Here is a 19,815-nt window from a genome sequence, read left to right as displayed (position 1 = left end):
CTGTTTGGTACAGGGAGGTTTGAGATGCATACGCAAACATTTTCATTAATGCTGTCCGGCAACTGCCTGTTGCTGCTGTCCACTGATCTTGATGAGCGTGAGCGCCACGATGCCATCGACTCTCAACTGTTTGCCTGGCTTAACGCTTCAGCCGAGTTCCTGTTGCTGGGTGAAAACAAGCAGTGGCATGGCACTTATATGGACAGGCATACCGGGCTGGGCTGGGTTGTCAGTGCCTCTGCCGAGAAGACCAAGGTAGTGAAGGCGCCCGCGCCCGGCACACCTCTGGCGATTGCCTGGGAAGCGTTGAGCACGTTACTGCCCGCCCAGATGCTGCCTGTCTTGAACGACGAACTGGCGAAGGTTCAAGCATTGCCTGCTACGCACCCCGCACTGCAGGTGTTGGGCACCGAGGCGCTGGAGCGGGTACAGGATCCGTGCGACAAGCCGATCACTCGTCTTGCTTTTGAGCTGCGGGTGGTACTGCCTGGCTTGCGAGTGGTGGCGAGCAGCCTGTTCCTGGAAACCCGTCAGTCCATGGATGGGCATTGGTTAACACAGGAATTGCAGGCTGAAGAAATTAACCATCAGGTGACCAGAAGCTTTGTTGGCGAACTGTTCCCCGGTGTTTTTTCAGGGGTCAGAGCGCTGCTGGAAAAGCGCTTGGAGCTGCTTCGATCTCAATATGTCATGCCGTTCGGTGCCAGGGGATAGGCTATGAATGAGCCATTAGCAGCGGGTGTGTCTTATAAGGCCAGGTAACCCTTGATCCCGCTGAAGATGATCTGCGCCGCCAGTGCACAGACGAACAGCCCCATCAACCGGCTGACGATCTGCAAACCCTGATCGCCAAGAAGCCGTTCGATCCGGTGCGAGAGGTACAGCACCAGGCCGACGGTGAAGCTGGCCAGGGCAATACTGATAATGGCCAGTAACTTGTCGTCCCACTCAGGCTGGCCGACACCCATGACCAGCAGGGCGCCGATAGTACCGGGGCCGACGGTCAGGGGAATGGTCAGTGGGACGATGGTGACGTCCTGCTGAACGTTATCAGTCTGTACGGCGGACTTACCCTGGGCCATGGCTAGCGCAGAGATGAACAGCACGCTGCCGGCACCGATGCGGAAGGCATCGGGGGTGATGCCGAACACCCCGAAGATTTGTCTGCCGAACAGATACAGCACCACGCTGGCGATCAACGCTGCGAATGCCACCCGCCAGGCCAGTTGTTTGCGCTCCTTGCTGGAGTAGCCGCGTGTCAGGCTGATAAAGCAGGAGAGCACAAAGAACGGGCTGTAGAGCACGAGCATTTTCAGGTAGACGCTGAACAACTCATGGAGCATGGTCTGAGCTCGCGATGGACAGGGGACGAGAAGCAAGTGTATCAGGGGTCTGACGGTTTACGGGGTCGGCACCTGAGAGGATGCGCTTTCGCGCTGGGCGACCCAGTGTTCGATCAATTCGCGCAACTGTGACAGCTCGACCGGTTTGGCCATATGGCCGTCCATGCCGGCCAGGCGTGCGCGTTCCTTGTGTTCGGCAAGAATGTGCGCCGTCAGGGCCACCACTGGAGTGCGCTTGCGCTGGTTGCTGAGTTCCCAGATGCGCAGCTGCTGGGTGGCTGAGAAGCCATCGAGCACGGGCATTTCGCAGTCCATCAACACCAGGTCGTAGCGCTGGGCTTTCATCGCCTGCAGGGCTTCTTCGCCGTTGCTGGCGGTATCGGGTTCGAGATTGAGTTTGCCAAGCATGCCGCGGATGACTTTGGTCGAAATGCTGTTGTCTTCTGCCACCAGAATACGGAAGTCACTGGGCAGGTTCAGCGGCGGGCTCAGGCTGACAGGAGCCGGAATGCTCGGCTGGCCTTTGCTGCGTTGCGCCAGTTCTTCGGCCAGGGTGGTCTTGAGGGTGTAACCGGCGACCGGTTTGGCCAGGATCCGCTTGACCCCGGCATTGCGCGCGATGACCTTGCTCGGCGCATTGCTGATGCCGGTGAGCATGATCAGCAGGATGTCATGGTTCAGGCTCGGGTCTTCTTTGATCTTGGCTGCCAGCTGCATGCCGGTCATGCCGGGCATGTTCTGGTCGAGCAGGACCGCATCGAAATAATCGCGCAGGTGCGCCTTGGTGCGCAGCAAGGCCAGGGCTTCCTTGCCCGAAGGCACGGCGCTGACGTTCATGCCCCAGGCACTGCACTGTTGCACCAGGACCTTGCGGCAGGTGTCGTTGTCGTCCACCACCAGTACCCGGGCGCCGCGCAGCGGGCCGTCGAGATCGGTGGGAGGCTGTTCGAGGCGCTGCGGATCGAGCGGCAGGGTCAGCCACAAGGTGTTGCCCATGCCGTGGCTGGTCTTGATCCCGAACTCACCTTGCATCAGGGTAATCAGTTGCTTGGCGATGACCAGGCCCAGATGCCCGCCCAGCTTGTTGCTGGAAAGAAAGTGCTTGCTGTGCAATTCGGCCTGCAACAGGGCTTCGCGGTCGCCTGGGGAAATGGCCTCGCCACTGTCCTGCACGGCAATGCGCAGACGTGGCGCGTTGCCGCGCTGATCGAGCGCCACCACCAGAAGGATTTCGCCTTGCTCGGTTTTCTTCAGGGCGTTTTCCAGCAGGCTGAGCAGCGCCTGGCGCAGGCGTGTCGGGTCACCGCTGATGACCCGCGGTACTTGCGGCTGGGTGAAGCTGATCAGCTCGATGTTCTGCTGTTCGGCCTTGGCGCGGAAAATACTCAGGCAATCCTCGATCAGCGCGTTGAGATCGAACTGCACATCGTCCAGCTCGATCTGCCCGGACTCAAGCTTGGAAATGTCGAGAATCTCGTTGATCAGGGTGAGCAGTTCGTTGCCGGCGCTGTGGATGGTTTGCACGTAGTCGCGCTGCTTGACCGACAGCGGGGTACCCAGCAGCAGTTCGGTCATGCCCAGTACGCCGTTCATCGGCGTGCGGATCTCATGGCTGATCTTGGCCAGGAACTCGGCCTTGGCGTTGATCTCGGCGTTGCTGGCCGCCAGCGCACAACTGGCGCTGAAGCGCTCTTCACTGATCCGGCGCAGGCGCTCGCTGACCGACAGATTGAGCAGCAGGCCGCTGAAACTGGTGAGGCCCAGAAGAATGAACAGCAGCCATTGTGTCGGCGTGCGGGTCAGGCCGAGGAGGGCCGGAAGTACCACCAGGCAGCCAATGTTGAAGGCCAGCATCGACAAGGCGAACAGCCGTGCCGGCGCATAGCCCTTGTGCCAGTGGTAGCTGGCAACCAGCAGCATGCTCAACGTGCCGAGGGCGAACAGCGCATAGGTCATCAGGTTGAGCGGCAGGGTATCGACAAACAGCAGCAACAGGCCGAAGACCCCGATCAGGATCATCTCTGCCTGGAGCAGGCGGCTCAGGCGTGGGTGCTCACAGGGGCTGAAGAAGCGCAAGGTGAAGGTCAGGCCGGCCAGGCTTGCAAGCAGGGCGGTCAGGTAGGCTGCTGGTGTTTGCGCCGAGTGCCAGAGGCTCCACCAGGGCCCGCTGAGGTTGAGCAGGATCAGGGCGCTGAGCAACATCAGGCCATGATAGACGGCAAGGCTCAGGCTGGTGCTGGAGCGCGAATAGGCAAAGCGGATGAGGTTGTGCAGCATCAACATCAGCAGGCAGCCGAACAGCAGGCCGAACAGCAGGGTCTGGCGCTGATCGGCGGCGACCTGAGTGGCAGGCTCCAGGCCGATGCTCGGACGCAGTTGATGCTCGGAAACCAGGCGCAGGTAGATATCCAGCGTATGCGCGCTGCCCGGCAAGGCCAGCTGGTGATCGCTGCTGCGTACGGTGGTATCGCCGCTTTCGGAGGGGCGGCCGTTGTGTATGTGTTTGATCAGCTGGTCGCCGTCCAGGGCATAAAGATCAAGACGGGACAGATCCGGCGCGAAGACCCGCAGCAATTGTTCATGCTGCCCGGGTTCCAGGCGATAGTGCAACCACAGCGCCTGGTCAGGCGATGCGGCATCGAGTTGGTTCAGCTCAATCGGGCTGAATTGATTACGGTAGCGATCGGAACGTATATCGCTGAGCTGCAGGTTGGCTTGTTCGTCGAGCAAAACCGCCCAGCCACCGCTTTGTTCGGCTGAGGCCGGAAACAGGCAGAGTAGGGTCAGCAGGCTGACGGTGAGGCCAATGGCGATCCTGAGCCAACGCACGACGAGATCCTTTCTTAGCAAAGAGCCGAATGATAACTATGCGCGGCGCGCCAAGGCGAAGGCAAGGCCCATGATGGGCCTTGACGTCGAACTGGAAGCAGAACGCCGAGGGCGTCACCGCTTCCAGGCGCATTTTTACTGCTGATGTTCACCACGTTCGCGGGCAATGGCACGATAGCCGATGTCCTTGCGGTAGAAGCTGCCTTCCCAGTTGATCTCGGCAGCCAGGCGATAAGCCTGCTGTTGTGCAGCTTCAACGGTTTCGCCCAAGGCAGTGGCGCAGAGTACGCGACCACCGGTGGCAACCACCTGGCCGTCCTTCAGTGCGGTACCGGCATGGAACACCTTGCCGGTCAGTTTGGCGGCAGCGTCCAGGCCGTTGATTGCCGCGCCTTTGCTGTAATCGCCAGGGTAGCCGCCGGCAGCCAGGACTACGCCCAGGCTCGGACGCGGGTCCCACTGGGCTTCAATCTTGTCCAGGGCTTCGGCGAAAGCTGCTTCGATCAGCAGTACCAGGCTAGACTGCAGGCGCAGCATGACCGGTTGAGTTTCCGGGTCGCCGAAGCGGCAGTTGAACTCGATGACTTTCGGGTTACCAGCTTTGTCGATCATCAGACCGGCATACAGGAAACCGGTGTAGACGTTGCCTTCTTCCGCCATGCCGCGCACGGTCGGCCAGATCACCAGGTCCATTACCCGCTGGTGTACTTCGGCGGTGACCACTGGGGCAGGCGAGTAGGCGCCCATGCCACCGGTGTTCGGGCCGCTGTCGCCGTCGCCAACACGTTTGTGGTCCTGGCTGGTGGCCATTGGCAGCACATTCTTGCCATCGACCATGACGATAAAGCTGGCTTCTTCGCCGTCGAGGAATTCTTCGATTACCACGCGCGAACCGGCGTCACCGAACGCGTTGCCAGCGAGCATGTCGCGGACGGCGTCTTCGGCTTCTGCCAGGGTCATGGCAACGATCACGCCTTTACCGGCGGCCAGGCCGTCGGCCTTGATCACGATCGGTGCGCCTTTTTCGCGCAGGTAGGCCAGGGCCGGCTCGATCTCGGTGAAGTTCTGGTAGTCGGCGGTAGGGATCTTGTGGCGAGCCAGGAAATCCTTGGTGAAGGCCTTGGAGCCTTCCAGCTGGGCCGCGCCCTTGGTTGGACCGAAGCAGTCCAGACCGCGGCTGCGGAACAGGTCGACCACGCCGGCAACCAGTGGGACTTCAGGGCCGACGATGGTCAGGGCAACGTTCTTTTCGGCGAAGTCGGCCAGCTGTTCCAGGGCGGTGACGTCGATGTCGACGTTCTCGCACTTGGCTTCGGTGGCGGTACCGGCGTTGCCTGGGGCAACGAAGACTTTCTCGACCCGTGGGTCCTGAGCGACTTTCCAGGCCAGGGCGTGTTCACGACCGCCGCTACCGATAATCAAAACTTTCATGTCAAAACCTCGATGACGCTAATTCGGAAAGGGAACCCTGCAAGGTTCGCTTCTGTGGGAGCTGGCCTTGCCAGCGATCCAGGCACCGCGCTGGCAACTGGCACCCTATCGATGCCATCGCCGGCAAGGCCGGCTCCCACAGGGGGCATTGCATGACTTAGTGACGGAAGTGACGCATGCCGGTGAACACCATGGCGATGCCAGCTTCATCAGCGGCAGCGATGACTTCAGCATCACGCATCGAACCACCTGGCTGGATCACCGCAGTGATACCCACTTTAGCTGCGTTATCGATACCGTCACGGAACGGGAAGAACGCATCCGAGGCCATGACCGCACCCTGTACCTGCAGGCCAGCGTGCTCGGCCTTGATTGCAGCAATGCGCGCGGAGTTCACACGGCTCATCTGGCCGGCGCCGACACCGATGGTCTGACGGCCTTTGGCGTAGACGATGGCGTTGGATTTGACGAACTTGGCCACTTTCCAGGCGAAGATCAGGTCGTCGATCTCTTGCTGGGTCGGTGCACGCTTGGTCACCACTTTCAGGTCTGCAGCGCTGATCATGCCGATGTCACGGCTCTGTACCAGCAGACCACCGGTCACACGCTTGTAGTCCCAGGCAGCGGCACGCTCAGCCGACCACTCGCCGCAGGCCAGCAGGCGCACATTGGCCTTGGCTGCAACCACGGCGCGGGCTTCGTCGCTGACGCTCGGGGCGATGATGACTTCGACGAACTGGCGCTCGACGATGGCCTTGGCGGTTTCGGCATCCAGTTCGCGGTTGAAGGCGATGATGCCGCCGAAGGCCGACTCGGTGTCGGTAGCGTAGGCCAGTTCATAGGCCTGGCGGATGCCGCCTTCGGCGTCCGGGCTGACCGCCACGCCGCACGGGTTGGCGTGCTTGACGATGACGCAGGCTGGCTTGACGAAGCTCTTCACGCATTCCAGCGCGGCGTCGGTATCGGCCACGTTGTTGTACGACAGTTCTTTGCCCTGCAACTGCACGGCGGTGGCGATGCCGGCTTCGGCAGGCTTGGCTTCGACATAGAACGCCGCGCTCTGGTGCGGGTTCTCGCCGTAGCGCATTTCCTGGGCCTTGACGAACTGGCTGTTGAAGGTGCGCGGGAATTCGCTGCGGCCTTCGGTGCTCAGCGTTTCAGCCGCCTGGTTAACGGTGCCCATGTAGTTGGCGATCATGCCGTCGTAGGCGGCAGTGTGCTCGAACGCCTTGAGCATCAGGTCGAAACGCTGAGCGTAGGTCAGGCCGCCGGCCTTGAGGCTTTCCAGCACCTGAGCGTAATCGCTGGCGTTGACCACGATAGCGACGTCTTTGTGGTTCTTGGCCGCCGAGCGAACCATGGTCGGGCCGCCGATGTCGATGTTCTCGATGGCGGTCGGCAGGTCGCAGCCAGGCTTGGAGATGGTGGCTTCGAACGGGTAGAGGTTGACCGCGACCAGGTCGATCGGCTTGATCCCGTGTTCGGCCATGATGGCGTCGTCGGTGCCACGACGGCCGAGGATGCCGCCGTGGATTTTCGGGTGCAGGGTCTTGACCCGGCCGTCCATCATTTCGGCAAAACCGGTGTAGTCGGCAACTTCCACCGCGGCAACGCCGTTGTCCTGGAGCAGCTTGAAGGTGCCGCCGGTGGACAGGATCTCGACGCCGAGCTGTTCCAGCTCACGGGCGAATTCAAGGATCCCGGTCTTGTCGGAGACACTGATCAAGGCGCGGCGGATCGGCAGGCGGGTAGTCTGGTCGGTCATTTCAGATTCCATAACGCGGTGGAGTCAGCAAAAAAGGCGACCTCATCGAATGGGAGCCGCCTTTTCTGGTTTGGATGCTTGCTTACAACAAATCGTACTGCTTCAGCTTTTTGCGCAAGGTGCCGCGGTTGAGACCGAGCAGCTCACTGGCCTTGGTCTGGTTGCCCTTGACGTAATTCATCACGCTTTCGAGCAACGGCGCTTCGACTTCCGAGAGCACCAGGTTGTACACGTCCGTGACGGCCGCGCCCTCAAGATGGGCGAAATAGTTGTGCAGCGCCTTTTCCACACTGCCGCGAAGGGTCTGACCCTCTTCGCTCGGTGTATTCAGGTGCTGTTTCAGGTTGACGTTGTCGCTCACGGGCGTTGTTCCACTCACTAAAGTCTCGGTCATCATCGTCATGCGGCCACCCCTTGTCCGTCCTCTGTCTCAAGGCTCTGTTCACGCTCGCGGAAAAAGCCGCGAACGTCGGCGCACTGCGCTTGTGTATCTTCCAAACGATTGAACTGGGCGCGAAACTCCCTGGCGCCCGGAAGCGTTGCCAAGTACCAGCCGACATGCTTGCGGGCGATGCGTACGCCCATCACATCGCCATAAAAGGCGTGCAGCGCGGCCAGGTGCTCCAGCAGAATGCGTTCCACTTCTTGCAGCTGCAGCGCCGGCAAGTATTCGCCGGTGCGCAGGTAATGCTCGATCTCGCGAAAGATCCACGGCCGCCCTTGGGCAGCCCGGCCTATCAACAGGCCGTCGGCCCCGGTCGCCTGAAGCACGGCCCGGGCCTTTTCTGGCGAAGTGATATCGCCGTTGGCAAAAACCGGAATCGACACCGCCTGCTTGATTGCCGCGATGGTGTCGTACTCGGCGTCGCCGGTGTAAAGGTCGGCGCGGGTGCGTCCATGTACTGCCAGTGCCTGGATCCCGGCCTGTTCGGCAATCTTTGCCACCGTCAGGCCGTTTTTGTTCGCCCGGTCCCATCCTGTGCGGATTTTCAGCGTGACCGGTACATCCACGGCGGCAACCACCGCGTGGAGGATCTCGCTGACCAAGGCTTCATCTTTCAATAAAGCAGAGCCTGCAGCTTTGTTGCAGACTTTTTTTGCCGGGCAGCCCATGTTGATATCGATGATCTGTGCGCCAGCCTCGACATTGGCCCGGGCCGCCGCTGCGAGCATCTGCGCGTCACCGCCAGCGATCTGTACCGAGCGCGGCTCGGGATCACCCTGGTGAATCATGCGCAGACGCGACTTGCGGCTGTTCCACAGGCTCATGTCGCTGCTGACCATCTCCGACACCACCAGGCCTGCACCCATTCGTCGGCAGAGCTGACGAAATGGCTGGTCCGTGACCCCGGCCATCGGCGCGAGGATCAGGTTGTTCTGCAGTGTGTATGGGCCGATGCGTACCGCCGACATAGGAGTTCCCTGTTGTGGGGCCGGATCATTAGAGTTCGAAAAAGGGTGGGCATGATACCCGCTCTCGGTGACCGGATAAAGATGGATTTGGATAAAATCTGAACAGCTGCGACGTTATGCCCGACAGTTTGCACGGTCGGGCAGGCAAGCCAGGCGCTATTCGGGAGAGCGGAAGCTCAGGCTGTAATTGACCGCCTTGGGCCCTGGATCGAGGATGTCCAGGGCGATGTGGATCGGCACCTGGCTGGGCATTTCACCTTTGCCGGCCAGTTCACCGCTGAGGTACTCGGCGGGTTTGAAGCGCCGGCTGGCGATCAGTTGGCCGTTGAGGTCGGCAAAGCGCAGTTCCAGCAGCGGGAACGGCTGGGTGAACGGTGCACGGTTGTAGATGATCGCGTCGACGATCAGTGCGCCGTTGAAGTCCGGGTGGCTGCGCACCACCAGGTTGCTGCTCTTGATCCGGGCAATATCGACGCGCGAAGGTACATCGCAGCCTACCTGCGGGCAGATCTGCTGGAACCAGGGGCGATACTGGTCCTGGCGGGCCAGTTCGTCAAAGTGATACCAGATGTACTGACCCGCCAGAGCGGCGGCGGCCAGCAGCACCAGGAAAATCCACAGCAGGCGTTTACCCCAGTGGGTCTTGGGCTTTTTCCAGTCCAACTGCAGCGGGTCGTCGACCAGGTCGAGCAGTGGCTCCTTGCGTGCCGGGCGGCTGGAGACCGGGCCGAGGCCAGGTTCGTGGCGTTCGTCCAGATTGCTGTGCGCTGCGTCGAGGTCGTCGTCCGGGTCTTTTGCCGACAGGCGTTCGCCAGGCGGCTCGTCAAGGTCGGTGACGATCGGCTGCTGATGGTGCAAGGTGTCGTCCAGATCGTCATCGAGGACGTCCGGGTCCAGTGACAGCGACGGTTCGGTGCGTTCACCCGGCGCAGGCGCAAGGTCCAGGGGCTCCTGTTCAACCAGCGGTGGCTGCGGCTCTTCGAGCGCCTCGTTCAGCGTGTCACGCTCGCTGGCCGGGGTGCTGAACAGGCTGTCGGGCCAGTGCTGGTCGTCGTTTTCCGGCTCGTCGCGGTGGGCGCTGAGGCTGTCTTCACGAGGGACGCTGGCCTTGAACTCGGTGACTGGCTGAATCTCACGCTGTTCCAGGCGCGCCAGCTCCTGATCCAGGTCGAGCTGGTCGAGGTCCAGCTCGGTGGTGCTCCATGCGTGCTGACTGACCGGCGTCACCGGTTCCGGCGCAGTTGGCTCAGTGCTCGTTGGCTCGGCAGCAGGCTGCTGCGCCGCACTTTGCTCCAGCAGCTGCTTGGCGGCGTTGAACACCTGCAGGCAGGCACCGCACCGCACTACGCCGCGAGCCACGCTCAACTGATTGTGGCTGACGCGAAAGCTGGTCTGGCAATGCGGGCACTGAGTGACGAAACTGTCGGTCATGCGGCGGTCCGGGTTATACAGATAGTTATTCTAGGCGCAGTTAACGGCGGCGACCACTGATGCGTACCCAGCCGTCACGAACACTGATGGGGTCCAGGTCGAAGTCCTTGGCATAGGCTGCGGCAACCTCTTCGCCCTGTTCGGCGAGGATCCCCGACAGTGCCAGCAGGCCACCCGGACGCACCAGCCCGGACAGTTGCGGGGCCAGCGAGACCAGTGGGCCAGCCAGGATGTTGGCAACCAGTACATCAGCCTGCATCGCCGGCATGTGCTCCGGCAGGTACAGGGCAAATTTCTCGTCGGCGATGCCATTGCGTCCGGCATTGTCGCGGGAAGCTTCCAGGGCTTGCACGTCAATATCGGTGCCGACCGCTTCACGGGCGCCGAGCAGCAGGGCGGCAATCGCCAGAATCCCCGAGCCACAACCGAAATCGAGCACTTGGGTGTCTTTCAGCTCCTGACCGTCGAGCCATTCCAGGCACAGCGCGGTGGTCGGGTGGGTGCCGGTGCCGAACGCCAGGCCCGGGTCGAGCAGCAGGTTGACTGCCTCTGGCTCCGGTGCGGCATGCCAGCTCGGTACGATCCACAGACGTTGACCGAAGCGCATCGGCTGGAAGTTGTCCATCCAGCTGCGTTCCCAGTCCTGATCTTCGATGACTTCGGCCTGGTGTTCCGGCAGTGCGGTGCCGGTCAGCAGTTGCAGGTGAGCGAACACCGCGGCGGCGTCGGTATCGGCTTCGAACAAGGCCAGCAGGTGGGTGTGCGACCACAGCGGCGTGGTGTTGAGGTCCGGTTCGAAAATCGGCTGATCTTCGGCATCCATGAAGGTGACCGAAACCGCGCCTACTTCGAGCAGGGCGTCTTCATAGGTTTCGGCTTGTTCCGGGCTGATGGCCAGACGTACTTGCAGCCAAGGCATGGCGGGCACCTTTGGAAAATTCTACAGGGGCAGCCCTAGGCTGCGCGAAGCGCGCAGTTTACGCCAGGTGCGCGGCAAAGTGGACAGTTCCCGGCGCTCGTCGTGAGGTAAGCATTATCTACCACCGTGGCACCGGTGGCATTGCGCAGAGTGGTTGTTCTTTGAACCCATGGAGTAACGCGATGAACGATGCTACTGGACCGGCTATCGAACCGGGCAATAGTGAGTCAGCTCTGCAGCTGGCATCTGTGCTTGAGCGGTTGAATGAATGGAGTGTCGCATTCAAAGCCAGGCTGGACCGCCAGAACACTTTTCTGGACGTTCTTGAAGAGTCTTTGCTCATCGAGTTGCGAGTTCAATTGCGCGACGATGTCGATCCGCGCTTCATCCGGGACATGCTCGATGCCGCGTTTCAGCGATTGATCAGTGGGCAGGTGGAGGCCTATGACGAGCAGATGCACACCCCCTGGCGCCCTGAAGGTGCTCAACCCCGGGAAATTCCCCAAGAGCGCCGGGAGGTCATGCTGCAGTTGGTGGAAAGTCTGGCCGGCGGGATGCTCTACCACTACCAGGATTATCTTGACCGCCATTGGCACCCCAAGTCGGCAGAGCTGAGCGAAGGTGAAAAATATGACGTTCTGGTGCGCCAGCTTCTCAAGGAGCACCACGATGCTCTGGCCGCACTGCTCGATCCGGCAAACCTCAACGATGAGACGCTTGAGGGGCTGCGCGCGAAGATCGAAGATTACCAGGCGGCCTGGTTTGAGCAGTCCCCCCTGTATGCCGTCAGTTCGAAGGAAGAACGCAAAGCCCTCGACAAGCTGGGGCGAACGCATTTGCCGGATTGGGTGAAATTACAGGATGACACCACGCGTTCGTTGATAAAGGATCTCTATGAGGTCAGGGAAGGGGCGCGCGAACATGCACAAAAACTGCTCGGCAGCGTCCTGTCGCTTCAGGCTCATGCGCGGAACTGTGCTCGGGATTACTTGCGTGAGCACCTGAATCGCGAGATGGAGCCTGACCTCATCTTTGTGATGCGTCGCCTGAGGGATGTTGAAGGCGCTCAAGCAGAGAAGCTGACGCTGACCGAGGTGGTGGAGCAGGGGCCGATAGAGGTCGGGGCGTTGTATCTGCCACTTGAGATCAGTGGCCCCGTGCAGCACTACCAGATACCAACTGCCGAACAGATCGGGCAGTTGCTCAAGGATCTGGATGCTCCTGCAAGTTACCTGCAATCTTTGATCGATTGCCATAAAAGTGATGATGTCAGCCAGGCGCTGTTTGATGCTTACGAGAGCCGATTGCGGCACAGTGCGCTGGTGGCTCGCAGCGCCGGGCATCTTGACGCGCAACGCTACGACAGGATCAGCGCGTTGTGGGCGGAGCAGCCCAGTGACGTAAAGGTGTGTGCCGTAGCACCTGTCGACATGAGCGCGTGCAGCGACCTGCTGTTGTTCTATCGGGAGGGAGAAGTAGGCTCGTTCGAGGATCTGGTGCTGTATGCCCCGGACAGGCCAGTTGGGCAGGAGTGGATCGAGTTTGCTTCGCTGCGTGCGCTCAGTGCAGAGCTTGGCGGGTGGTTGAAAGAGGAGTCGGGTCGTCAGTACTTGATCAGGCAACTGGCAAAAGTCAGTCGAAAAAGCGCCGAAGAGCAGATTGCCAGGGTTGTGGAAATGCCGTCTGAATGGCGCCTGGATCGGGATGTCCGGGAAAGCGCGAAAGGTTACACAGCATGTATCAAGCAAGGCGTGGCCATGCGTCTGGTGGCCTGGCAGGCAGACGTCGAGCAAACCCTGTCGCCGCGCTGGTACAGCCGACTGGTCATCGAAGAGCGACGTGCTCTGCGGCTTGAAACCCAGCAGGCCAGCATTCACGAAAAGGCTTTTCTGGCAGATATTGGCGCCTATGAATCTTTCGAGAACTTTGCCAAGCGTACGGTCGCTGAGGCGATCAAGCCCTACTTGCTGGCAAACGGCATCGAGGCGTCCGTTGATCCGCAGACCATTCTCATTGATTACAGTCCGACGCTGGCTGACGGCAAGTCGCAGGTGGTCAATCTGGTGGATCTGGTCTGCTATGGGTACGACGACAACTCGGGAATCGATCATCCCGACAAAGGTGTACGCTCCGCTGTCGGGCAGGATCTGAGTCGGCTGCGCAGTGCAGCGCTCGCGAGCTACGCTCGTCGCGCCTATGTAGGTGATAAATACATCAAGGAAATTCGCGCAAGTTTCCTGGACGAGCACTCAGAAAAGTACCGCAAACACCAACAATTGTTTGGCCAGGCGCTGGTGAGGGCCATGATTCGCGATGTGCGCATCGCGCTTGGCAGCAAGCAGATCAGTCGTGAGGAGTTCAAACGACTGACGGGCATGGTGGAGGTACTGGGCCGTACGATCAATGACCCTAAGGCCACTTCAGACTCTGAGGCTGTTGCGTCCGCGGATGGCGTGTTCAGGCTTTCAGTCGATGGCCGTTCTGTCCTGGGGGCTTACGTCTTTCGCTACTTCGAGCAGGCAAGTGCATATGACTGGGTGTATACGCCCGGGGCGCCGGACGGCATTCTGATTCGCCGCTACGAGGATTTGAAGCAGGTGGGCGCGGCTGAGCTGCATGACTACCTGCTCAAACGCATCGCGCTGGTTGCCCAGGCGGATGTTCGCACCTGGTTGATCGCCTTGGCCTCTGGTGGCAAGCATCTCGACACCCTGCGGGGGGAACATCAGGTCATCACACTGGCCGGGGAGTTCGACGCGTACATCGAGCATGCGTTGACTGACGTCGATGACGCGACCAATAGCCGGGCTGAAGTGATCAAAGCCCAGGTGCTCAAGGGTGTCACTTATTCGTTGCCGCTGTTCATGGTGTTCCCACCGTTTGCCATCCTGCTGGGCGGCTATTTCTTCGCTGCGCCCCTTCGTGAGGCTGTCATCGCCCATACCAAAGGGGACACCGCCAAGGCGCTGGGGCATTGGCTGGAAGCATCGTGGGCGTCGTTAGGTCTTGTGATCAGTGCGCCGGGGGTAAGTCTTCAGGCGGGCAAGCTACTGTTCAAGGACTTGCGTAGATTGCTCGTGCCCGCTCGCGGTGCCGGCAATCGGGCCGCTTCGGCCTCACGTTCGATGAAATTCTGGAAGGAGTGGTCCGTCGAGCGTCCCGGGGAGCTGCAGGAAGTCACCGAAGACGGTATCTGGAAAGGGACGTTTCGCAGCAACAAACCGGGCGCTGAACACTATGTTCGGGACCGTGGCAGGTACTACAAAGTGGTCCACGACGTTGAGCACAACACTCTGCGTGTGGTGAAGGCCAACAGGACGAGCGATGCATTCCGCGAGGCGATCAAGCGTACTGCCGATGGTCGCTGGGTGAGCAACAGTACTGGCGTGAGAGGCGGCAACCCCACGGAGGATCTTGGCTATATCACGCAGTTGCGTCAGGTTACTCGCGGTAATGGCCAGCCGGTAGCGGAGCGGGGTGCAATGCAGGGCGAGGCCGTGGTGGCCACGTTCAATGCCGGTCTCGCGGACAATTACTTGTATTCGCTCAATGCGCAGACCTGTGTTGTGGTTTCACTGTATAACCCTGCCACCCGAGTGGGAGCGGTAATCCACTTTGACCACAACATCCAGAGCCTGATCAATAATACCGTACGCGATGTCCTGGTGCGTCTTGGGACTGTCAACGCGGCTCAGCCGATCCGCACTGTCATGGCGGGTGGCGACTGGCTGACCGGAGCGGATATCGGTGGGCCGGTCAGTGCCGTGCTACGGCGTAATGGCTTGGTGCCTCGCTGGGAACATTGGTCGTACTCCTCTTGCTTAGGCAATACCTATGGCATGACCCTGAACTTGCAGACGGGGGTTACTAGCGTTTACAAGACTTCGCAGAATCTGGTGGCGAGGCTCTATGACCCGATACTGACGAGAGCCCGATTCAATGCTCCAGGGCTGCCAGGCAGGGCGCATACTTTTATGAGTCGATTCCGGGCAGAGCCGTTGAAAGAGGGGAGTGGAGGTGTTGTGCTCGACTCGTTGGGGCGTCCGGCAACAGCGGAAGCGCTCAATCAGCAGAAATTCACGGTGGTTGAAATCTCCTGACTGGCAAGCGCCGACACGCTATCGCGCAGATCGCCATAAATGAAAAACCCCGGCACTTGGCCGGGGTTTTCATTTCACATCGTGATCACTCCTGGCTAGCCAGTTTGTGCTCCAGATAGTGAATGTTGACGCCACCTTTGCAGAAACCTTCATCACGCACCAGGTCGCGGTGCAGCGGGATGTTGGTCTTGATACCGTCGACGACGATCTCGTCCAGGGCATTGCGCATGCGGGCCATGGCTTCGTCACGGTCTTTGCCGTAGGTGATCAGCTTGCCGATCAGCGAGTCGTAGTTCGGCGGTACCGCATAGCCACTGTACAGGTGCGAATCGACGCGAACGCCGTTGCCGCCTGGAGCGTGGAAATGCTTGACGGTGCCTGGGCTCGGGATGAATTTCTTCGGGTCTTCGGCGTTGATCCGGCACTCCAGCGAGTGACCACGAATCACCACGTCATCCTGAGTGAACGACAGCTTGTTGCCAGCGGCGATGCTGAGCATCTCCTTGACGATGTCGATACCGGTGACCATCTCCGAAACCGGGTGCTCCACCTGAACACGGGTGTTCATTTCGATGAAGTAGAACGCGCCGTTTTCGTACAGGAACTCGAAGGTGCCAGCGCCACGGTAGCCAATCTCGATGCACGCATCGACGCAACGCTTGAAGACTTCCTGACGGGCTTTTTCATCGATGCCTGGAGCCGGTGCTTCTTCCAGTACCTTCTGGTGGCGGCGCTGCAGCGAGCAGTCGCGGTCACCCAGATGCACGGCGTTGCCCTGGCCGTCGGACAGTACCTGAACTTCCACGTGACGCGGGTTGGTCAGGAACTTCTCGAGGTAGACCATCGGGTTGCCGAACGCTGCACCGGCTTCGGTGCGGGTCAGCTTGGCCGAGGCGATCAGGTCCTCTTCCTTGTGCACCACGCGCATGCCGCGACCACCACCGCCACCGGCGGCCTTGATGATCACCGGGTAGCCGACTTCACGGCCGATGCGCAGGGCTTCTTCTTCGTCTTCCGGCAGTGGGCCGTCGGAACCCGGTACGGTAGGAACGCCGGTTTTGATCATCGCGTCCTTGGCCGATACCTTGTCGCCCATCAGGCGAATGGTGTCAGCTTTCGGGCCGATGAAGGCAAAACCGGAGTTCTCGACCTGTTCGGCGAAGTCGGCGTTTTCCGCGAGGAAGCCGTAGCCCGGGTGAATGGCGGTAGCACCGGTCACTTCGGCAGCGGCAATGATCGCCGGGATGTGCAGGTAGGACTGGCTGGCCGAAGCCGGACCGATGCAGACCGACTCGTCTGCCAGGCCCAGGTGCATCAGTTCACGGTCAGCCGTGGAGTGTACGGCGACGGTCTTGATGCCCAGCTCTTTACAGGCACGCAGGATCCGCAGGGCAATTTCCCCACGGTTGGCAATCAGGACTTTTTCGAGCTTCGCAGACATCGTTGGCTCTCCGCGGTTCAAACGATGGTGAACAGCGGCTGGTCGAACTCAACCGGCTGACCGTCTTCTACCAGGATGGATTCGATCACACCGCTGGTTTCAGCTTCGATGTGGTTCATCATCTTCATGGCTTCGACGATGCACAGGGTGTCGCCTTTCTTCACGGTCTGGCCGACTTCAACGAAGGCTGGCGAGCTAGGCGAGGCTTTGCGGTAGAAGGTGCCGACCATTGGCGAACGGGCAACGGTGCCGTTCAGTTTTGGTGCGGCTGGGGCTTCGGCGGCAGCTGGGGCGGCGGCAGGCGCGGCTACTGGAGCAGCGGCGGCAACTGGAGCCGGTGCGTAGTACTGCTGGGCCGGGGTCTTGCTGTGACGGCTGATCCGTACGGATTCCTCGCCTTCCTTGATCTCCAGCTCGTCGATGCCAGACTCTTCCAGCAGTTCGATCAGTTTCTTGACTTTACGGATATCCATTAATCATCAACTCCCAAGGTTCGGTCAGGGGCGTAAATATAAAAACGTGTTAGCAAACGTTTCTTGTGAGCCCCGGCCTACAGGCCAGGTTCTCGTCATCAGGGTTTGGCGTTAGCAGCCAGGTGTTCCAGGGCAGACTCCAGGGCCAGGCGGTAACCGCTGGCGCCCAGGCCGCAGATCACTCCTACAGCGACATCAGAAAAGTAGGAGTGATGGCGAAAAGGTTCACGCTTGTGCACGTTGGACAGGTGCACTTCGATGAATGGGATGCTCACTGCCAGCAATGCGTCACGTAATGCGACACTTGTATGCGTGAAAGCCGCCGGATTGATCAGGATGAAGTCGACCCCTTCGCCGCGTGCGGCATGGATACGGTCGATCAATTCATACTCGGCATTGCTTTGCAGGTATTGCAGGTGATGGCCGGCGGCACGGGCGCGCTGCTCCAGGTCCTGGTTGATCTGGGCCAGGGTAACGGCGCCGTAGACCCCCGGTTCACGGGTGCCGAGCAGGTTCAAGTTGGGGCCGTGCAGCACCAGTAGCGTTGCCATCTGTGGTTCCTTTTATCGTTAGGCACAAACGTTGCGCGGCGACTATGCCGTAAACCGGCGGGCAGTGTCCAGTTCCCCGCAATAGCCAGCACGATGACCGATATTCACGCTAAATATGTGACTAATTTATTAAATTCGGTCATTGATGATGGCTTTTCAGCGGCCAGAAGAAGTTATAGACCCAGATCGGCGCGAATGCGCGTCAGATGCTCGGCAAATTCGCCGGCGTTTGTCTCACCTACTACGCGAGCGCTGGTTTTTTCGCTGCCGTTCGCGGCAAAGAACAAGAGCGCTGGCGGACCGAACAACTGGTAGCGGTCGAGCAGGGCGCGCTGTTCGGCGTTGCTTTCGGTGATATCGAAGCGCAGCAGCTTGTAGCCCTCAAGCTGACGCTGGACCGCAGGCGCGGTCAGCACCTCGTGCTCGATGACCTTGCAACTGATGCACCAGTCGGCGTACCAGTCCAGTACCACCGGTTGTCCATCGGCCTTGGCCTGGGCCAGGGCATTGTCGAGCGCGGTGGGGGTGGTCACGGTCTGCCAGGCGTTTTCGGACCTGGCCTGGAGGTTGCCAGCACTGCCGGAGACGGTGGCCTGAGGTAGCGGACGTAGCGGGTCGGTCTGGCCACTTAGCGCGCCATACCAACAGGCCAGGGCATAGACCAGCAGCAACAGGCCGAGCAATTGCGCCAGACGCTGCAGGGTGGTTTTCACGGTGAACTCCAGGGCGCCGAGGAACACCGCCACACCGGCACTCAACAGGCCCACCAGCAGCAACGTGACCTGGCCGGGCAAAACCCGGCTGAGCAGGCCGATGGCCAGGCCCAGCAGCAGTACGCCAATGGCATTCTTCACCGTCACCAGCCAAGGGCCGCTTTTTGGCAGCCAGGCGGCACCACCGGTGGCCACCAGCAGCAATGGGGCGCCCATGCCCAGGCCCAGGGCAAACAGTTTCAACGCGCCGCCCACGGCGTCACCACTGGCGCTGATATACAGCAGCGCGCCGGCCAACGGTGCCGACACGCAGGGCGATACCAGCAAGCTCGAGAATACCCCGAGAATCGCCGCACCGAGCAGCGAACCGCCCTTGGTCTGGCCGACCAGGCGTTCCAGGCGATGGCTGATGGCATGAGGCAGCTTCAATTCGAACAGGCCGAACATGGCCAGGGCGAACAGCACGAAAAACAGCGAGAACGGCACCAGCACCCAGGCTGACTGCAGACGTGCCTGCAGGTTCATGCCGGCGCCGAACAGGCCCATCAGTGCGCCGAGCAGGGCGAAACAGGCGGCCATCGGCAGTACATAGGCCAGCGACAGGCTGAAACCGCGCAGGCCACCGACCTGACCACGCAGGACCACGCCGGAGAGGATCGGCAGCATTGGCAGTACGCAAGGGGTGAAGGTCAGGCCGACACCGGCGAGAAAGAACAGCAGCAGTTCTTTCCAGGTCCAGGCTTTTGCTGTCGCTCCCGGTGCATTGGCGGCCGATGCGCCAGCGCTGCCTTCAATACTCAGGCGCTCGGTTTCCGGTGGGTAGCACAGGCCTTTATCGGCGCAGCCCTGGTAACCCACCAGTAGGGTGAAGGCGCGCGCGTCATTGGCCGGGCGCGGGATATCGATGTCGAGGATGCCGTGGTACACCTCGACGTCGCCGAAGAACTCGTCGTGCTTGGCTTCGCCGGGCGGGATCTGCGCAGTACCCAGGGCGATGTCGGCAGGATCGGTACGAAAATGGAAGCGATGGCGATACAGGTAATAGCCATCAGCGGCGACGAAGCGCAGCTTGATGGTTTGCGCATCGCTCTGAACCACGCTGAGCTTGAAGGCTTCGTGCACCGGCAGAAAGTCGGCACTGTTGTTCAGCGACGGGGCGCCCAGGGTGGCGCTGGGACGGTTGTCGAGCAGGCCGGCGCCGACGGCGGGCAGGGCCAGAAACAGGAAAATCAGGCAAAGCAGGCGGCGCATGGCGGTCTCGCTGTACAGATGTGCCTGCATGATAACGGACTTTTGACGGGGTCGGTGGGCTGGGAGGGTGCCGGAGTTGGACCCTGTAGGAGCGGATTTATCCGCGATGGACTGCAGAGCAGTCCCATTTTTTTGGGCCGCGCTGCGGCCCTTCG

Annotated in this window: 14 protein-coding genes; 2 read left to right on the top strand and 12 right to left on the bottom strand. The window is 60.6% G+C overall.

Features of this window, described 5'->3' with window-relative positions; genetic code table 11:
- The first annotated feature begins 24 nt into the window (after window positions 1-24).
- A complete protein-coding gene (locus tag ACVI9W_RS09495; protein WP_461529852.1) occupies window positions 25-714 on the top strand; it encodes a hypothetical protein in 690 nt (229 codons plus the stop codon).
- A gap of 32 nt (window positions 715-746) precedes the next feature.
- On the opposite strand, the gene ACVI9W_RS09490 is transcribed toward ACVI9W_RS09495, so the two are convergent.
- The 8 genes from ACVI9W_RS09490 to prmA all read right to left on the bottom strand — a co-directional run bounded on the left by ACVI9W_RS09490 (window position 747) and on the right by prmA (window position 11,131).
- The gene (locus ACVI9W_RS09490) at window positions 747-1,343 is read right to left on the bottom strand and encodes a MarC family protein (RefSeq protein WP_038615090.1); all 597 of its coding nucleotides are present in this window, start codon (window positions 1,341-1,343) and stop codon (window positions 747-749) included.
- 57 nt (window positions 1,344-1,400) lie between these two features.
- A complete protein-coding gene (locus tag ACVI9W_RS09485) occupies window positions 1,401-4,172 on the bottom strand; it encodes a hybrid sensor histidine kinase/response regulator (RefSeq protein ID WP_461529851.1) in 2,772 nt (923 codons plus the stop codon).
- A gap of 135 nt (window positions 4,173-4,307) precedes the next feature.
- Window positions 4,308-5,603, bottom strand: coding sequence for a phosphoribosylamine--glycine ligase (gene purD / locus ACVI9W_RS09480; RefSeq protein ID WP_461529850.1), 1,296 nt, complete (start codon window positions 5,601-5,603; stop codon window positions 4,308-4,310).
- Window positions 5,604-5,760: 157 nt separating this feature from the next.
- Window positions 5,761-7,368: a bifunctional phosphoribosylaminoimidazolecarboxamide formyltransferase/IMP cyclohydrolase gene (gene purH, locus ACVI9W_RS09475; protein ID WP_157194373.1), complete on the bottom strand. Its 1,608-nt coding sequence runs from the start codon at window positions 7,366-7,368 to the stop codon at window positions 5,761-5,763.
- An 82-nt stretch (window positions 7,369-7,450) separates the two neighbouring features.
- The gene (fis, locus tag ACVI9W_RS09470; protein ID WP_003186237.1) at window positions 7,451-7,771 is read right to left on the bottom strand and encodes a DNA-binding transcriptional regulator Fis; all 321 of its coding nucleotides are present in this window, start codon (window positions 7,769-7,771) and stop codon (window positions 7,451-7,453) included.
- Window positions 7,768-8,781 (bottom strand): tRNA dihydrouridine synthase DusB, encoded by a 1,014-nt coding sequence (dusB, locus tag ACVI9W_RS09465; protein ID WP_461529849.1) that lies wholly within the window; start codon window positions 8,779-8,781, stop codon window positions 7,768-7,770. The genes fis and dusB overlap by 4 nt, the downstream gene beginning before the upstream one ends.
- 156 nt (window positions 8,782-8,937) lie before the next feature.
- Window positions 8,938-10,212, bottom strand: a complete 1,275-nt coding sequence (locus ACVI9W_RS09460; RefSeq protein ID WP_461529848.1) for a DUF3426 domain-containing protein — start codon at window positions 10,210-10,212, stop codon at window positions 8,938-8,940.
- Between the two features lie 40 nt (window positions 10,213-10,252).
- Window positions 10,253-11,131 (bottom strand): 50S ribosomal protein L11 methyltransferase, encoded by an 879-nt coding sequence (gene prmA, locus ACVI9W_RS09455; RefSeq protein WP_461529847.1) that lies wholly within the window; start codon window positions 11,129-11,131, stop codon window positions 10,253-10,255.
- A 182-nt stretch (window positions 11,132-11,313) separates the two neighbouring features.
- On the opposite strand from prmA, the gene ACVI9W_RS09450 reads away from it, so the two are divergent.
- A complete protein-coding gene (locus ACVI9W_RS09450) occupies window positions 11,314-15,231 on the top strand; it encodes a dermonecrotic toxin domain-containing protein (protein ID WP_461529846.1) in 3,918 nt (1,305 codons plus the stop codon).
- A gap of 85 nt (window positions 15,232-15,316) precedes the next feature.
- Here ACVI9W_RS09450 and accC read toward each other — a convergent pair whose 3' ends face one another.
- The 4 genes from accC to ACVI9W_RS09430 all read right to left on the bottom strand — a co-directional run bounded on the left by accC (window position 15,317) and on the right by ACVI9W_RS09430 (window position 19,660).
- The gene (accC, locus tag ACVI9W_RS09445; RefSeq protein WP_461529845.1) at window positions 15,317-16,672 is read right to left on the bottom strand and encodes an acetyl-CoA carboxylase biotin carboxylase subunit; all 1,356 of its coding nucleotides are present in this window, start codon (window positions 16,670-16,672) and stop codon (window positions 15,317-15,319) included.
- Window positions 16,673-16,689: 17 nt separating this feature from the next.
- Window positions 16,690-17,145, bottom strand: coding sequence for an acetyl-CoA carboxylase biotin carboxyl carrier protein (gene accB, locus ACVI9W_RS09440; protein ID WP_038615068.1), 456 nt, complete (start codon window positions 17,143-17,145; stop codon window positions 16,690-16,692).
- 98 nt (window positions 17,146-17,243) lie between these two features.
- A complete protein-coding gene (gene aroQ, locus ACVI9W_RS09435) occupies window positions 17,244-17,696 on the bottom strand; it encodes a type II 3-dehydroquinate dehydratase (RefSeq protein ID WP_038615065.1) in 453 nt (150 codons plus the stop codon).
- Between the two features lie 173 nt (window positions 17,697-17,869).
- Window positions 17,870-19,660, bottom strand: a complete 1,791-nt coding sequence (locus ACVI9W_RS09430) for a protein-disulfide reductase DsbD (protein ID WP_461531810.1) — start codon at window positions 19,658-19,660, stop codon at window positions 17,870-17,872.
- Window positions 19,661-19,815 lie beyond the last annotated feature (155 nt).

Source organism: Pseudomonas sp. 210_17 TE3656, from assembly GCF_054821965.1.
This window is presented reverse-complemented; position numbering and strand designations above follow the sequence as displayed.

What these genes read in the sequence shown, in the direction of transcription:
- ACVI9W_RS09495 (WP_461529852.1), top strand. Translation starts at nt 25, where the DNA reads ATGCATACGCAAACATTTTCATTAATGCTGTCCGGCAACTGCCTGTTG.
- ACVI9W_RS09490 (WP_038615090.1), bottom strand. Translation starts at nt 1,343, where the DNA reads ATGCTCCATGAGTTGTTCAGCGTCTACCTGAAAATGCTCGTGCTCTAC.
- purD (WP_461529850.1), bottom strand. Translation starts at nt 5,603, where the DNA reads ATGAAAGTTTTGATTATCGGTAGCGGCGGTCGTGAACACGCCCTGGCC.
- purH (WP_157194373.1), bottom strand. Translation starts at nt 7,368, where the DNA reads ATGACCGACCAGACTACCCGCCTGCCGATCCGCCGCGCCTTGATCAGT.
- fis (WP_003186237.1), bottom strand. Translation starts at nt 7,771, where the DNA reads ATGACGATGATGACCGAGACTTTAGTGAGTGGAACAACGCCCGTGAGC.
- dusB (WP_461529849.1), bottom strand. Translation starts at nt 8,781, where the DNA reads ATGTCGGCGGTACGCATCGGCCCATACACACTGCAGAACAACCTGATC.
- ACVI9W_RS09460 (WP_461529848.1), bottom strand. Translation starts at nt 10,212, where the DNA reads ATGACCGACAGTTTCGTCACTCAGTGCCCGCATTGCCAGACCAGCTTT.
- prmA (WP_461529847.1), bottom strand. Translation starts at nt 11,131, where the DNA reads ATGCCTTGGCTGCAAGTACGTCTGGCCATCAGCCCGGAACAAGCCGAA.
- ACVI9W_RS09450 (WP_461529846.1), top strand. Translation starts at nt 11,314, where the DNA reads ATGAACGATGCTACTGGACCGGCTATCGAACCGGGCAATAGTGAGTCA.
- accC (WP_461529845.1), bottom strand. Translation starts at nt 16,672, where the DNA reads ATGTCTGCGAAGCTCGAAAAAGTCCTGATTGCCAACCGTGGGGAAATT.
- accB (WP_038615068.1), bottom strand. Translation starts at nt 17,145, where the DNA reads ATGGATATCCGTAAAGTCAAGAAACTGATCGAACTGCTGGAAGAGTCT.
- aroQ (WP_038615065.1), bottom strand. Translation starts at nt 17,696, where the DNA reads ATGGCAACGCTACTGGTGCTGCACGGCCCCAACTTGAACCTGCTCGGC.
- ACVI9W_RS09430 (WP_461531810.1), bottom strand. Translation starts at nt 19,660, where the DNA reads ATGCGCCGCCTGCTTTGCCTGATTTTCCTGTTTCTGGCCCTGCCCGCC.